The sequence below is a fragment of the Micromonospora sp. NPDC047134 genome, assembly GCF_040643455.1.
Classification (GTDB): domain Bacteria; phylum Actinomycetota; class Actinomycetes; order Mycobacteriales; family Micromonosporaceae; genus Micromonospora.
Genome location: NZ_JBEYUI010000027.1, coordinates 1 through 15,001, shown reverse-complemented (window position 1 = coordinate 15,001; position 15,001 = coordinate 1). Strand labels below are relative to the sequence as shown.

Genomic DNA, 15,001 nt, shown 5'->3' with positions numbered 1-15,001 from the left:
CAACGCCCTCTGTGGCGATGCCCCCATCGCTGGTCGTGTCCCCGGGGCGGTCCCGCCGAAGGTGATAGAGTCGCCCGTCATGCCGGGGCGCACGACCGCTCCAGGTCACGGTGCGGCGGCAGGCGCGCAGGGTAGGGGTTGTCGCAGGACGGCGCGACCGCGTCGGTCCGGCGCGAAATCGATGCTTCAATTCAGCCGTGATCAGGGGTGGGCCAGTCGTGACCGTTCGTCAGTCGATCGTCTTCAACGGTGACCTCGGCAGCGGCAAGAGCACCGTGTCGGTGGAGATCTCCAAGCGGCTGGGGCTGCGCCGGGTCAGTGTCGGGGACCTCTACCGGCAGATGGCCCAGGATCGTCAGATGACCGCCCTGCAACTCAATCTGCACGCCGAGCTGGACCAGGCCGTCGACGGCTATGTCGACCAGCTTCAGCGCGACATCGCCGCCTCCGGTGAGAGCCTGGTCATGGACTCGCGGCTGGCCTGGCACTTCTTCACGGACGCCCTCAAGGTGCACATGATCACCGAGCCGGGTGAGGCGGCCCGTCGGGTGCTGCTGCGCCCCTCCGGGCCGGCCGAGAGCTACACCTCCATGGAGGAGGCCAAGGCCAAGCTCCGGGAGCGCAGCGAGAGTGAGCGGGGCCGGTTCCTGATCCGCTACGGCGTGGACAAGGCCCGGCTGCGCAACTACGACCTGATCTGCGACACCACCCGGGCCCCGGCCGACGAGGTGATCGAGCGGATCATCGACGCCTACGAGGGGCGGCTGGCTCCCGAGGTGCTGCGGGGGGCGCCTCCGCTGCTGCTGCTGGATCCCGCGCGGGTCTACCCGACCGAGGACGTCTCCGGTCTGCGCGGCCTGTGGGACTCCGACTCGACCTTCCTCGGGGAGGTGGCCGAGGCCGGCGAGACCGGCCTGGAGCCGCTGGAGATCGGCTACACCGGTGAGTACTTCTTCGTGGTCAACGGGCACCGGCGGCTCAGCGCCGCCCTGCGCAACGGCTTCCGGATGGTCCCCGGCCGCCTGGTCGCCGAGGTCGACGAGCCGGTGGTGGGTACGACCAGCGCGGTCGACTTCTTCGCCGCGCAGGCCCGCCCCAGCCTGATCCACGACTGGGAGGCCGCGCACGACATCCGCCTGCCCCTGCCGGAGCACGCCCTGCTGGCCGGGGACGCGGTGCTGGCCGGGGAGCCCGGCAGCATCGGCTGACCACGGCCCGCCGCCCGGCCGGCGATCATGATGCGCCGGTCGGGCCGACCCGGGACACTCCGTAGACTGGTGAGGCACTGCTGTCCGCCGCTAAGGAGTCAAACCGCGTGACCGTCCAGCCCATCCGTCTGTTCGGCGATCCGGTGCTGCGCACGCCGGCCGATCCGGTGGTCGATTTCGACGTCGAGCTGCGCAAGCTCATCGCCGACCTGACCGACACCATGCGTGACAGCAGCGGGGCGGGTCTCGCCGCGCCACAGCTCGGCGTGGGCCTGCGGGTGTTCACCTTCGATGTCGACGACGTGGTGGGCCACCTGGTCAACCCGGTGCTGGAGTTCCCGGACGCCGAGGAGCAGGACGGCCCGGAGGGCTGCCTGTCCATCCCCGGGATGTACTTCGACACCAAGCGCCGGCAGAACGTCATCGCCAAGGGGTTCAACGGCTACGGCGACCCCCTGCAGATCGTCGGCACCGGCCTGATGGCCCGCTGCGTGCAGCACGAGACCGACCACCTCGACGGCGTGCTGTTCATCGACCGGCTGGACCCGGCCGGTCGCAAGGAGGCGATGAAGGCCATCCGCCAGGCCGAGTGGTACGACGATGCCGCCCCGCCCACGGTCAAGCTGAGCCCGCACAGTGCCGGCAGCCCCTTCGGTCTGGGGCGGTGACCGGCATGCGTGTGATCTTCGCCGGAACCCCGGCCGTCGCCGTACCCGCCCTGGCCGCCGTCGCCGAGTCCCGGCACGAGGTGGTCGCCGTGGTCACCCGTCCGGACGCCCCGGCCGGTCGCGGTCGCGGCCTGGTCCGCTCCCCGGTGGGCGCCTGGGCCGACGAGCACGGCATCGAGGTGCTCACCCCGGCCCGCCCCCGCGAGCCGGAGTTCCTGGACCGGCTGCGCGAGCTGGCCCCGGACTGCGTACCGGTGGTGGCCTACGGGGCCCTGGTGCCGCCGGTGGCGCTGGAGATCCCCCGGCTGGGCTGGGTGAACCTGCACTTCTCGCTGCTGCCCGCCTGGCGGGGGGCCGCCCCGGTGCAGCACGCGGTGCTGCACGGTGACGAGATCACCGGGGCCAGCGTCTTCCAACTGGAGGAGGGGCTGGACACCGGCCCGGTCTACGGCACCCTCACGGACGAGATCCGGCCGGCCGACACCTCCGGTGACCTGCTGGAGCGGCTGGCCCACTCCGGTGCCGGGCTGCTGGTGGCGGTGCTGGACGCCCTGGCCGACGGCACCGCCCGGGCCGAGCCCCAGCCCGCCGAGGGGGTAACCCTGGCCCCGAAGCTGACCGTGGAGGACGCCCGGGTCCGCTGGTCCGACCCGGCCTTCGCGGTGGACCGCCGGATCCGCGCCTGCACCCCGGCACCCGGCCCCTGGACGACCTTCCGGGGCGAGCGGGTGAAGCTGGGACCGGTCGTAGCGGCCCCGGACGCCGCCGCCCTCAAACCCGGTGAGCTGCTGGTGGAGAAGTCGCGGGTACTCGTCGGCACGGCTACCGTCCCGATCCGCCTGGGCGAGGTGCGGGCGGCCGGCAAACGGGCCATGCCGGCCACCGACTGGGCGCGGGGCGCCCGGGTCAGTGCCGGGGAGGACTTCGCGTGAGGGACGCCGCACCCCGCCGGGAGACGGACCGCCGGGGCCCGCGTGCCCCGCGCCCGGCCATGGACCGCCCCCGGTACGCCGCGTACCAGGCCGTCGCCGCGGTCAACCGGGACGACGCGTACGCAAATCTGGTATTGCCGGCGATCCTGCGGGACGAGGGGCTGTACGGGCGGGACGCCGCCTTCGCCACCGAGCTGACCTACGGCACCCTGCGACACTCCGGCACCCTGGACGCGATCCTCACCGCCGCGGCCGGGCGGGACGTGGAGCGCATCGACCCGCCGGTCCGCGACGCCCTGCGCATCGGCGCGTACCAGCTGCTGCACACCCGGGTGCCCCCGCACGCGGCCGTCTCCTCGACGGTCGACCTGGTGCGGATGGTCGGTCAGGGGGCCACCGGGTTCGCCAACGCGGTGCTGCGCGAGGTCTCGGCATCCGACATCGACAAGTGGGTGGCCCGGCTGGCGCCGTCGATGGAGACCGACCCGATCGGTCACCTGGCCCTGGCCCACAGCCATCCACAGTGGATCGTCCGGTCCTTCGCGGAGGCCCTCGGCGGGGACCTCGGCGAGACCACCCGGCTGCTGATCGAGAACAACGAACGCCCACCGGTGCACCTGTGCGCCCGGCCGGGCCTGGCCGACCCGGTCGAGTTGGCCGACGCCTCCGGTGGCGCCCCGGGTGCCTTCTCGCCGTACGCGGTCTATCTCGCCGGCGGCGCCCCCGGGGACCTGGCCGCGGTGGTCGACGGGCGGGCCCACGTCCAGGACGAGGGTTCCCAACTGGTGGCCGCCGCCCTGGTGCAGGCACCGGTGGAGGGCCCGGACGGCCGCTGGCTCGACCTGTGTGCCGGGCCGGGTGGCAAGTCCGGGCTGCTGGGGGCCCTGGCGGCCCAGCGCGAGGCCCGGCTGACCGCGGTGGAGGTGGCCGAGCACCGGGCGCGTCTGGTCGAGAACGCCACCCGGGGCCTGCCGGTGACGGTGCTGCACACCGACGGACGGCTGGTCGGTGCCGAGCCTAAGCTGCCGGAGGGGCACTTCGACCGGGTGCTGGTCGACGCCCCGTGCACCGGGCTGGGTTCCCTGCGCCGTCGACCGGAGTCGCGGTGGCGGCGTCAGCCCTCGGATCTGCCGGCGTTGACCCGGTTGCAGCGTGAGCTGCTCACCGCCGGGATCCGAGCGGTCCGCCCGGGTGGGGTGGTGGCCTACGTGACCTGTTCACCCCACACGGTGGAGACCCATGTGACCGTCACCGAGGCGGCCCGCCGCAGTGGCACCCCGGTGGACTTCATCGACGCCCGGCCGTTGCTGCCGGCGGGGATGCCGGGTCTAGGGGACGGGCCCACGGTGCAGTTGTGGCCGCATCGGCACGGCACGGACGCCATGTTCCTCGCCATGCTGCGCCGCAGTTGACCCCCTGCGGGGCGGGTTGACCCCGAGCCCTGCCGGTCGCACTCAGCCGATCGGCAGGGCTCGGGTGCCGGCCCCCTTCACCGAACGGGTCAGCTCCCGCCGGTTGCTCCACAGGAAGCACCGCACCCCCCGGTCGCCGCTGCGCCACTCGTCCTCATCGGGGTGGTAGAAGATGGTGCCGGTGCGGTACTCGAGGTTGCCGTCGTCCGGCACCTTGGCGTACTTGGCGACCAGGCTGCGGCAGGCCCGATGGTTGCGGGTGGAGTTGTTCAGGAATTTCTCGTAGCTGCTGTTCGGGGCCTTCCAGACACCGACGAACTCGGCCCGGTGCCGTGCCGTGCACTTCACGGCGACCATCTCGGTCACCAGATTGCCGTCGGTCTTGGCCTGGAAACACCCGTGCCGCAGGGGGGAGGACCCGGACAGGGCCCCGGCCAGGCTGGCGGTGCGGCGTACCGAAGTCGAGTCCTCCAGGTCGGACAGTTCGCGAACGTCGCAGCGGAACCAGCGTGCTCCGCCGGTCCACCCCTGCGGCGAGGGCAGGACCACACTCAACCTGACCCGAGCGATCCGCCAGTCGGCGCCGAGGGCTTTGCGCACCTGCTGGTCACACTCGGTGAAGGCGGTCCGCATTCCGGCGCTGCCGACGACCGGCGGCTCCTTCTCGTCGGTCTCGGGCAGGGTGCCGACATGCATGGTCTCGGCCTGGTGCGGTTGATCGCAGGCCACCGGGGTGTAGTCGCGGAGATGACCGACCACCACAGGCTGGGGGTGACAGGTCTGTGCCGCGGGGGTGAACACCACCGGTGCCGCCATCGGCGCCCAGTCGTCGCTGAGATCGCCGTCGGTCCCCTCCGGTGTCGTGCAGCCGCCCAGCGCCAGGGCCACCACAGTGCCCAGTGCGATTCCGGTCAGCCACCGTCGCATCCGTAGACCTCCCCCGTACCCGTGCACCCCGCACGCGCAGCGGCAGCATACGGCACCCTCAGGTCACCGGGAGCCCCTGCGGGCCGACCCCCCGCATCGATCCGGTGAGCTTGCGGTCGTCGCTCCACAACAGACACCGCACCCCCCGGTCGCCCTCCTCCCATTCCCGCTGGGAGGGCGGGTAGAAGATCGAGCCGGCGCGGTAGGGCAGGTCGGAGTTGTTGGGCACATCCGCGTACGCGGCGATCAGCGACATGCAGCGGCGGTGGGCCTGGCCGGCGGACCGGCTGAACTCCTCCCAGGTCATGTCCCGCTCGATGTAGACCCCGACGAACTCGGCGCCGTGCGGTTCGGTGCACAGCACGGGAGCCATGTAGTTCAGGCTGTTGCCGATCAGCTTGGGGTCGAAGCAGCGGTGCACCAGGGGGGAGTCACCGATCAGGGCGCCACGCAGACTGCCGGTGCGGTTGACCGGCCGGGTGTTGTCGATGCTGTCGGTCTCGCTCAGGTCGCACCGGAACCATCGCGCGCCGCCGTTCCAGGCCGACACCGACGGCAGGGCGATGTTCAGGGTCAGCCGGGCGACATGCCAGTCGCCGCCGAGGACCAGTCGGGCCCGCTGGTCGCACTCGGCCCGGGCGGCGCGCAGGGCCGCGGAACCGGGGGAGGGACGTGGGCCGCGGGCCGCCGCACCGGTGAAGAAGCCGACGTGCACCGCCTCGGCCAGATGATTGCGGGCGCAGTCCACGGTCTCGTAGGTGCTCGCCTGCACGATCGCGGTGACCCGGGGCAGGCAGGCGTCCGTGGCCGGGACGAACATCGTCGGTGCCCGCAGGGCCGGCCAGTCGTCGGTGAGGTCGCCGTCCGTCGCGCCCTGTCGTACGCAGCCACTCAACGCAATCACAGCCGCACTGGCCAACGCCAGCGCCGCGAACCAGCGTCGCATCGTCCGCCCTTTCCGGGAGCCGGTGCCCGGCTGCGGCTCCCGTGCCCACGGCCAGCAGGTTACCGTCACCGTCCCGGATGGAGTGTCGCCGCGATTCGGCACTTCGGCCAGTCGGAAATCACCTTTTCGCGTGCCTCCGTCTCCGGAGGGTGTCATTCTGCACCATTGGTCACCTCTGGGTCACGTGGTGTCCGGTTCGGTGCCGCGCTGCCGGCGGCCGGTCACCGCCTTCGTACACTGGCCCGGTGACCGTACCGCCGCTGATCGTCGCGCCCAGCATCCTCGCCGCCGATTTCTCCCGCCTCGCCGAGGAGGTCCGCGCCGTCGAGAACGCCGCGGACTGGCTGCACGTGGACGTGATGGACAATCACTTCGTACCGAACCTGACCATCGGGCTGCCGGTGGTGCAGAGTCTGCGCGCCGCCACCGAGATCCCCTTCGACGTCCACCTGATGATCAACGATCCGCATCGGTGGGCGCCCGGCTACGCCGACGCCGGGGCCTACAACGTCACCTTCCACGCCGAGGCGTGTGACGATCCGGTGGCGCTGGCCAAGGACCTGCGCGCGGCCGGGGCCAAGGCCGGACTGGCGATCGACCGGGACACCCCGATCGAGCCGTACCTGGACCTGCTGCCCCACTTCGACACCCTGCTGGTGATGACCATCAAGGCCGGGTTCGGCGGTCAGCGGTTCATCCCGCAGCTGCTGGACAAGGTCCGCGCCGTCCGCCGGCACCGCGACGCCGGTCACCTGGAACTGCGCATCGAGGTCGACGGCGGGATCGCCGCGGACACCATCGAGCAGGCCGCCGCAGCCGGTGCGGACGCCTTCGTCGCCGGGACCGCGGTCTACGGGGCGGACGATCCGGCCGAGGCGGTACGCCGGCTGCGGGGGTTGGCGGAGCGCGCGGTCGACGGGCTGTGAGGTGGAGGCCGCCGGCGATCGCAAGGACGTGATCCTCGTCGTCGACGACGACGAGGACATCGCCCGTTTCGTCGAGTTCAACCTGCGGTTGCACGGTTTCGAGGTCATGCTGGCCAGCGACGGTCAGGAGGCGTTGGAGCTGATCGCCCGTCAGCGTCCCGATCTGGCCGTGGTCGACCTGATGATGCCCCGCATCGACGGCCTGGAACTGACCCGGCGGCTGCGGGCCGACCCGATGACGGCCGTCCTGCCGGTGATCATGCTGACCGCCAAGGGGATGACCCAGGACAAGGTCAACGGGCTGAGCGCGGGCGCGGACGACTATCTGGTCAAGCCCTTCGACACCCTGGAACTGCTGGCCCGGGTCACCTCGACGTTGCGCCGCAACAAGGAGTTCCGTGAGGTCTCCCCGCTCACCGGGCTGCCGGGTAACAGCCGCATCCGGCGGGAGATCGCCGATCGGGTCCGCATCGGCACGGACTACGCGGTCGGCTACATCGACATCGACCGGTTCAAGAGCGTCAACGACCGGTACGGGTTCGTCCGGGGCGACGACTTCATCTCCGCCCTGGCCCGCACCCTGCATCAGGCGGTGGTCTCGGTGGCCCCGCCGCCGGCCTTCCTGGGGCATGTCGGTGGGGACGATTTCGTCTTCGTCTGCACCCCGGATCAGGTCCGGCCGCTGACCTCCCGGGTTTCCGCACAATTCGAGAAGGCGGCGGACGCCCTCTACGACCCCACGGACCGCGAACGGGGGTACGTGGAGCTGAAGGACCGGCGCGGAAACATCCGAAAAGCGGCCTTGGTGACCCTGTCCATCGGGGTCTGCATATCCGACTCCGACAAGCGTCTGACCAGCCCACTTGAGGCCATGACGATCGCTTCGGAAATGAAAACCGTGGCCAAGAGCCAACCCGGTTCGTACGTGGCGGTGGACCGTCGGCGCGGCGTCGGTGACCCGGGTAACCGTCATGTGAAGTAGCTCGCCGGGCTGGCCAAATCACCCGCCCTACGTGTAAGACTTTCCCTCAGTACCCACCACGCGCTGGCGGGACTCGGTGTAATTCCGAACCGGCGGTGATCCACGGTCTGACCGTGGTAAGCCCGCGACCCGGGAGCGGTCAGTCCGCCCGGTGGACCTGGTGAGAATCCGGGGCCGACGGTTGGGTGCGGTCCGTCCGCGCCCAGACAGTCCGGATGGGAGACAGCGCGCGGATCGGAAGGGTCGGTGCTCGCCGCAGCTCGGCGTGCGCACCCACCCGTCCCGGGGGCGGCTGTGCCGTTCCTGGGCTCCGCCGCCGCATGCTTGTTCCCCGCTCCCCGCCCGCGCCAGGACCAGCGAGAGGGCAGGGACCAGGCGATGGCGAGCGTCTCCGTGGACGAGGCGATGCGTCGCGCGATCGAACTCGCGGCGCGCGGGCTCGGCACGACAAGTCCCAATCCCGTGGTCGGCTGCGTGTTGCTCGACGCCGACGGCGAGGTCGTCGGCGAGGGCTTCCACGCGTACGCCGGTGGGCCGCACGCCGAGATCGTCGCGTTGGCCCAGGCCGGTGACCGGGCGAAGGGTGGCACCGCGGTGGTCACCCTGGAACCCTGCGACCACACCGGGCGTACCGGCCCGTGCAGCAACGCCCTGGTGCAGGCCCAGGTGGCGCGGGTGGTCATCGCGGTGCCCGACCCCACCCCGGTGGCGGCCGGGGGCGCGGCGACCCTGCGGGCCGCCGGTGTCCGGGTGGACCTGGGGGTCCGGGCCGCCGAGGCGGAGCAGGGCAACATCGCCTGGCTGACCGCGATGCGCCGGGGCTGGCCCTACGTGATCTGGAAGTACGCCGCGACCCTGGACGGGCGCTCCGCGGCGGCCGACGGCACCAGCATGTGGATCACCTCCGAGGCGGCCCGGATGGACGTGCACGCGCTGCGCGCGACCGTCGACGCGGTGATCGTCGGGGTGGGCACCGTCCTGGCCGACGACCCCCGGTTGACCGTACGCAATCTGCGCGACGGCAGCCTGGCCATCCGGCAGCCCCTGCGGGTGGTGGTCGACTCCGCCGGGCGTACCCCGGCCGACGCCCAGGTCCGCGACGGCGCGGCCCGCACCTGGATCGCCACCGCGGCCGAGGTGGGCGCCGGCCCGGACGGCGGGGTGGATCTGCCCGCGCTGCTGGCCGCCCTGCACACCCGGGGGGTACGGGCGGTGCTGCTGGAGGGCGGGCCCAGGCTCGCCGGGGCCTTCCTGGCCGCCGGCCTGGTCGACCGGGTGGTCGGCTATCTGGCCCCCCGACTGCTCGGCGCGGGCCCGGCCGCCCTGGTCGACGCGGGTGTGACCACCATCGCCGAGGCCATCGACCTGGAGATCACCGACGTTACGCAGATCGGCCCCGATCTGCGGATCACCGCGTCACCCCGCAAGAGGGAGGGCTAGGCATGTTCACCGGCATCGTCGAGGAACTGGGCGAGGTCGTCGGGGTGACCCCGACGGCGCAGGATTCCACCCTGGTAGCGGTCCGTGGCCCCCTGGTCACCTCCGACGCCCGCCATGGCGACTCGATCGCGGTCAACGGGGTCTGCCTGACCGTCGTCGAGGTCGACGGCGGGGTGTTCACCGCCGACGTGATGGGGGAGACCCTGCGCCGTTCGGCCCTGGGCGGGCTGCGCCCCGGTGACGGCGTCAACCTGGAGCGGGCCGCCGCGCTGGGCAGCCGCCTCGGCGGGCACCTGGTGCAGGGGCATGTCGACGGCGTCGGCGAGGTGCTGGCCCGGGAGCCCGCACCCCGCTGGGAGACCGTCCGGTTCCGGCTGCCGGCGGGGCTGTCGCGGTACGTGGTGGAGAAGGGCTCGATCACCATCGACGGGGTCTCCCTGACCGTGGCCGAGGTCGGCACCGACTGGTTCACCGTCGGCCTGATCCCGACCACCCTGGCGCTGACCACCCTGGGCACCCGAGCCGTCGGCGACCCGGTCAACCTGGAGGTGGACGTGTTGGCCAAGTACGTCGAGCGGCTGCTCGGCACCAATCCGCCCGGCCTCGACCTGTCCGGCCTCAACCTGTCCGGGCCGGTGGCGTCGTGACCGCCGCCGGCGGGTGCGGCCCGGTCAGCCGGTCGGGCACCGCCACCACCGCGATGTCCGTCCCGATTCCGCCCATCTACTCGGAGGCCGTCGCATGAGCGAGCACAGCGAGCCGGGACCCTTCACCGACATCGAACAGGCCCTGGCGGACATCGCCGCCGGTCGGCCGGTCGTCGTGGTCGACGACCCCGACCGGGAGAACGAGGGCGACCTGATCTTCGCCGCCGAACTGGCCACCCCGGAACTGCTGGCCTTCACCGTGCGGTACACCTCCGGGTTCATCTGCGTACCGCTGACCGAGGGCGAGTGCGACCGGCTGGACCTGCCGCCCATGCACCACACCAACCAGGACCGCCGACAGACCGCGTACACCGTCACGGTGGACGCCCGGGAGGGGGTGAGCACCGGCATCTCCGCGGCCGACCGGGCGCACACCATCCGGCTGCTCGCCGACCCCTCGACCGGCCCGGCCGACCTGGCCCGGCCCGGGCATGTGGTGCCGTTGCGGGCCCGCCCGGGCGGGGTGCTGCGGCGGGCCGGCCACACCGAGGCGGCCGTCGACCTGGCCCGGCTGGCCGGTCTGCGACCGGCCGGGGTGCTCTGCGAACTGGTCAACGACGACGGCACCATGATGCGCCTGCCGGACCTGGAGAAGTTCTGCGCCGAGCACTCCCTGGCCCTGATCACCATCGCCGACCTGATCGCCTACCGGCGGCGTACCGAGAAGCAGGTCGAACTGGTCGCCGAGGCCCGGATGCCCACCGAGCACGGGGTGTTCCGGGCGTTGGGCTACCGCAGCGAGAACGACTCGGCCGAACATGTCGCTCTGGTGATGGGGGACATCGGTGACGGCCGGGACGTGCTGGTGCGGGTGCACTCCGAGTGCCTGACCGGGGACGCCTTCGCCTCGGTGCGCTGCGACTGCGGCCCCCAGCTCAACGCCGCCCTGGACCGGGTGGCACGGGAAGGGCGGGGAGTGGTCCTCTACGTACGCGGCCACGAGGGTCGGGGCATCGGGCTGCTGCACAAGCTGCGGGCCTACCAGTTGCAGGACCAGGGCCGCGACACGGTCGACGCCAACCTGGACCTGGGCCTGCCGGCCGACGCGCGGGACTACGGCACCGGAGCCCAGATCCTCTACGACCTCGGGGTGCGCACCATGCGGCTGCTCACCAACAACCCGGCCAAGCGGGCCGGGCTGGAGGGCTACGGGTTGACCGTCACCGGCCGGGAGAGCCTGCCGGTACGCACCCACCCGGAGAATGTGCGGTACCTGCGCACCAAGCGGGACCGGATGGGGCACCTGCTCGACGTGGACGAGACCGCCGAGGCCCCGATGGGCCGCCCGGTGGCCGGCAACGAGATCGGAGCGTAGGACAGATGGCGGGTTTCGGTGAGCCGGGCGCGGCCCCGGTCGACGCGGCGGGGATGACCGTGGGGGTGGTCGCCGCCCGCTGGCACGGTGAACTGACCGACCACATGCTCGACCGGGCGGTGGCCGCCGCCCAGGCCTGCGGGGCCCGGACCGTGGTGGCCCGGGTGGCCGGCTCGGTGGAACTGCCCGTGGTGGCCCAGGCCCTGGCCCGCCGCTGTGACGTGGTGGTCGCCCTGGGCGTGGTGGTGCGGGGCGCCACCGCCCACTTCGACTACGTCTGCCAGTCGGTCACCGAGGGGCTGACCCGGGTGGCCCTCGACGAGGGCAAGCCGGTGGCGCACGGGGTGCTCACGGTCGACACCCTGGAGCAGGCCCGCGACCGGGCCGGGCTGCCCGGCTCGGCCGAGGACAAGGGCTGGTCCGCCACCGTCGCCGCGCTGGAGGCCGCCCTGGCCATCCGTCAGGTCGCCACCGGCGGCACCCAGCGCGTCGGCTTCGGGGTCTGACCGGGATTCCCGGCCCTCTACCGGCTCAGACTTCGGTCCCGTCGGGGTCGAACTGTTCCTGGACGGCCTCCTCGACCGCCGTCGCGGACAGTGTGGTGACCACCTGCCCGCTGATCGAGCAGCCGGCCCAGTAGCTGCCGGTGGGCTGCGAGCCCTGGATGCTCCAGTAGTCGCTGTCGTACCGGGCCACGTCCTTGTTGACGGTGCCGAGGTCCGCCTCGCTGAGCAGCACGTGCGGGATGCCGGTCTTGCTGATGTACATGAAGTCCGTCGGCATGTAGATCGTCACGTTGTCCACCCCGGCGGCGGCCAGCAGGCCGGCCAGCGCGGTGACGTCGTGCCCGGTGTGACAGACCAGGAACCAGAGGGTACGGCCGCTGAGGCCGGCCGGGGTGAACTTCAGCGTGACGTCCTGGACGAACTCGTCCAGCCAGCGCCCGCCGATCCAGGGTGCCTCCCGGTTGTGCCGGGCGTCGAGGTCGTAGCCGGAGTGGGCGAGGACCAGAACCGGCTCGCCCGGGTCCAGCGCAGGCACGAGCGGGGTCCGCATCTCGGCGATCGTACTGTTCAGCACGGACCGCAAGACGTGTGTCGCGACCGCCTCATTCGCACCCAGGCGCTCGAGGTCGGCCGCGAACACTCGGCTCAGCTTGCTCTTGCTCTCGATGATCCAGATCATCAGGGGCTCCCGTCGATGAAGGATGTGGCCCCAGGATCCGGTGGCACTTCGCGATGGCGGTCGCTACGGTCCGTTACCGAACAGTCGGGAATCAGGCCCGGTCACGCCGGGACGGTCTGCGGGTCACCGGCGGCGTCGTGGGCGGCCATGGCCTCCTGCCGGTCGCCCTCCTCGCGCAGCATGGCGCAGTGCAGCCACGCCGGCGGGATGCCGAAGCCCTCCACCAGGGTGCCCATCTGCGGGCGTAGCTCCTTGAGCAGGCTGTTGACCACCCCGGTGATCGCCTTGGCGCGGGCCGGGGTGAGCCGGCCGTGCTCCAGGAACCAGCCCTTGTGGGTCTCGATGACGCTGAGGGCGTACAGGTCGCAGACCCGGGACAGCAGGGCCTTGACCGCCGGGTCGGTGGTCTTCTCGATGCCGGCGACGAAGGCCTCCAGGGTGACCCGGTCGACATGGGCGGCGGCGACCGTCAGGACGTGGTCCTGCACGTCGTTGAAGATGTCGAAGGGCCGGTCCTTCTTGCTGGCGGCGCCGTTGCGCAGCCGCCGGACCGCGCCGTCGAGCAGGTGCTTCTCCCGGTCCTCGAAGACCTTGAGCTGCCAGCCCCGGTCGGTGACGGCGACCTCCTCGTCACGGCCGGGCACGGCGCCGACGAGTCGCTCGATCAGCGCCCGCGCGGCGGTACGCTCCAGCACCATCTCCCGGACCTGTTCGGCGACGAAGGAGGCCCGTCCCCAGCCGTCCAGGGAACCGAACTCGTCCCGGTATCCGGTGAGCAGCCCTTTGGCCACCAACTGCAGGAGCACGGTGTTGTCGCCCTCGAAGGTGGTGAAGACGTCCGTGTCGGCCTTCAGGCCGGGTAGCCGGTTCTCGGCCAGGTAGCCGGCGCCGCCGCAGGCCTCCCGGCACATCTGGATGGTGCGGGTGGCGTGCCAGGTCTGGGCGGCCTTCAGCCCGGCGGCCCGGGACTCCAACTCCCGCTGCCGGTGCTCGTCGACCGGCTCGGCACCGCCCTGCACCTCGTGGATCGCGGCCACCAGCTCGGCCTGAGCGAAGTGCAGCGCGTAGGTGGTGGCCAGGGCCGGCAGCAGCTTGCGTTGGTGGGCCAGGTAGTCGTTGAGCAGCACCTCCCGGTCGGCGTCGGGGGCGCTGAACTGGCGGCGCAGGTCGCCGTAGCGCACCGCGATGGTCAGCGCCACCTTGGTGGCCGCCGCCGCGGCGCCCCCCACGCTGGCCCGGCCCCGGACCAGGGTGCCGAGCATGGTGAAGAAGCGCCGGGAGTCGTTGTCGATCGGGCTGGAGTAGGTGCCGTCGGGGGCCACCTGGCCGTACCGGTCCAGCAGCGCCTCCCGGGGCACGGTGACGTGGTCGAAGCTGAGCCGCCCGTTGTCCACCCCGAGGAGGCCGGCCTTGGGTCCGGCGTCGCCGATGGTCACCCCGGGCATCGGGTTGCCCTGGGCGTCGCGGATGGGGACCAGCCAGGCGTGCACCCCGTGCCGCCGCCCTCCGGTGATCAACTGGGCGAAGACCACCGCCATCCGACCGTCCCGGGCCGCGTTGCCGATGTAGTCCTTGCGGGCCGCCTGATGCGGGGTGTGCAGGTCGAAGGTCTGGGTGGCCGGGTCGTAGGTGCAGGTGGTGCGCAGTTGCTGCACGTCCGAGCCGTGTCCGGTCTCGGTCATCGCGAAGCAGCCGAGGAGGTCACCGGCGACGATGTCGCGCAGGTGGGCGTCGTGGTGCCGCCGGGTGCCCAGGGACAGCACGGCGCCGCCGAACAGCCCCCACTGCACCCCCGCCTTGACCATCAGGGACAGGTCGACCTGGGCCAGCATCTCGGTGGCCACGATCGAGCCGCCGATGTCGCCGTGGCCGCCGTACTCCGGCGGGAAGGCCGCCGGCATGCCCGCGTCGACCGGTAGTCGGCCCAGCAGCCGGGTGATCCGCTCCCGGGCCTGGTCGCCGGTCTCGCCGTACACCGGCAGGAAGCTGTCGTCGAGCTTGCGACGATGAGCCTCGCGGACCCCGACCCACGGGCCGTCGAGGACCTCCCGCAGGCGGGCGGGGTCGACAGGCTCGGACGGACGACTGGACATGGCGGCAACCTCTGGCGACATCGTCATGGGCGCGTTTCGTACCCGATCGAGCTTACCCAGCCACCTTCTTGTGGCCTCGATCATTACCCCCAACCCAACCCCAACACCGTCCGGTAGTCCCGCCCTCCGGAGGGTTGATCATGAGGTTGGCGGCGGGCCTCGATCGGCGGATTCTAGGGTTCAGTGCAACTGATCTTGGTTGTGCTGGAGGTGTTGGTGGCGAGGCCGGGTGTGGTGACGTTCGGGCATCGGCAGGTGTT

At 71.9% G+C, this 15,001-nt stretch carries 14 protein-coding genes; 10 read left to right on the top strand and 4 right to left on the bottom strand.

Annotation, left to right across the window (positions count from 1 at the left end; translation table 11 throughout):
• Positions 1 to 218 precede the first annotated feature (218 nt).
• From ABZ795_RS24850 to ABZ795_RS24835, 4 genes are all read left to right on the top strand, one after another.
• Positions 219 to 1,208: an AAA family ATPase gene (locus ABZ795_RS24850; protein ID WP_357532080.1), complete on the top strand. Its 990-nt coding sequence runs from the start codon at positions 219 to 221 to the stop codon at positions 1,206 to 1,208.
• Between the two features lie 107 nt (positions 1,209 to 1,315).
• Positions 1,316 to 1,876 carry a peptide deformylase gene (gene def, locus ABZ795_RS24845; protein ID WP_327026735.1) on the top strand — a complete coding sequence of 187 codons (561 nt, stop codon included), beginning with the start codon at positions 1,316 to 1,318 and terminating at the stop codon, positions 1,874 to 1,876.
• A 5-nt stretch (positions 1,877 to 1,881) separates the two neighbouring features.
• Positions 1,882 to 2,808 (top strand): methionyl-tRNA formyltransferase, encoded by a 927-nt coding sequence (gene fmt / locus ABZ795_RS24840; protein WP_357532079.1) that lies wholly within the window; start codon positions 1,882 to 1,884, stop codon positions 2,806 to 2,808.
• Entirely contained in the window at positions 2,805 to 4,220 is a 1,416-nt protein-coding gene (locus tag ABZ795_RS24835) for a transcription antitermination factor NusB (RefSeq protein ID WP_357532078.1), read from the top strand. The genes fmt and ABZ795_RS24835 overlap by 4 nt, the downstream gene beginning before the upstream one ends.
• A 42-nt stretch (positions 4,221 to 4,262) precedes the next feature.
• Here ABZ795_RS24835 and ABZ795_RS24830 read toward each other — a convergent pair whose 3' ends face one another.
• Both ABZ795_RS24830 and ABZ795_RS24825 read right to left on the bottom strand, forming a co-directional pair.
• Positions 4,263 to 5,147, bottom strand: coding sequence for a septum formation family protein (locus ABZ795_RS24830; RefSeq protein ID WP_357532077.1), 885 nt, complete (start codon positions 5,145 to 5,147; stop codon positions 4,263 to 4,265).
• A gap of 58 nt (positions 5,148 to 5,205) precedes the next feature.
• Positions 5,206 to 6,093: a septum formation family protein gene (locus ABZ795_RS24825; RefSeq protein ID WP_327026731.1), complete on the bottom strand. Its 888-nt coding sequence runs from the start codon at positions 6,091 to 6,093 to the stop codon at positions 5,206 to 5,208.
• 245 nt (positions 6,094 to 6,338) lie between these two features.
• On the opposite strand from ABZ795_RS24825, the gene rpe reads away from it, so the two are divergent.
• The 6 genes from rpe (at position 6,339) to ribH (ending at position 11,969) form a co-directional block, all read left to right on the top strand.
• Entirely contained in the window at positions 6,339 to 7,019 is a 681-nt protein-coding gene (gene rpe, locus ABZ795_RS24820) for a ribulose-phosphate 3-epimerase (protein WP_357532076.1), read from the top strand.
• Position 7,020: 1 nt separating this feature from the next.
• Complete coding sequence (locus ABZ795_RS24815; RefSeq protein ID WP_327026729.1) at positions 7,021 to 8,001, top strand: response regulator; 981 nt, start codon at positions 7,021 to 7,023, stop codon at positions 7,999 to 8,001.
• A 378-nt stretch (positions 8,002 to 8,379) separates the two neighbouring features.
• On the top strand, positions 8,380 to 9,441 hold the full coding sequence (gene ribD, locus ABZ795_RS24810) for a bifunctional diaminohydroxyphosphoribosylaminopyrimidine deaminase/5-amino-6-(5-phosphoribosylamino)uracil reductase RibD (protein WP_357532075.1): 1,062 nt from the start codon (positions 8,380 to 8,382) through the stop codon (positions 9,439 to 9,441).
• Between the two features lie 2 nt (positions 9,442 to 9,443).
• Positions 9,444 to 10,088: a riboflavin synthase gene (locus tag ABZ795_RS24805; protein WP_357532074.1), complete on the top strand. Its 645-nt coding sequence runs from the start codon at positions 9,444 to 9,446 to the stop codon at positions 10,086 to 10,088.
• Positions 10,089 to 10,182: 94 nt separating this feature from the next.
• Positions 10,183 to 11,463 (top strand): bifunctional 3,4-dihydroxy-2-butanone-4-phosphate synthase/GTP cyclohydrolase II, encoded by a 1,281-nt coding sequence (locus tag ABZ795_RS24800; protein WP_327026726.1) that lies wholly within the window; start codon positions 10,183 to 10,185, stop codon positions 11,461 to 11,463.
• Positions 11,464 to 11,468: 5 nt separating this feature from the next.
• Complete coding sequence (ribH, locus tag ABZ795_RS24795; protein ID WP_357532073.1) at positions 11,469 to 11,969, top strand: 6,7-dimethyl-8-ribityllumazine synthase; 501 nt, start codon at positions 11,469 to 11,471, stop codon at positions 11,967 to 11,969.
• Between the two features lie 25 nt (positions 11,970 to 11,994).
• Here ribH and ABZ795_RS24790 read toward each other — a convergent pair whose 3' ends face one another.
• Entirely contained in the window at positions 11,995 to 12,519 is a 525-nt protein-coding gene (locus ABZ795_RS24790) for a hypothetical protein (RefSeq protein ID WP_357532072.1), read from the bottom strand.
• Between the two features lie 230 nt (positions 12,520 to 12,749).
• The gene (locus ABZ795_RS24785; protein ID WP_357532071.1) at positions 12,750 to 14,741 is read right to left on the bottom strand and encodes an acyl-CoA dehydrogenase; all 1,992 of its coding nucleotides are present in this window, start codon (positions 14,739 to 14,741) and stop codon (positions 12,750 to 12,752) included.
• Positions 14,742 to 15,001: the final 260 nt, after the last annotated feature.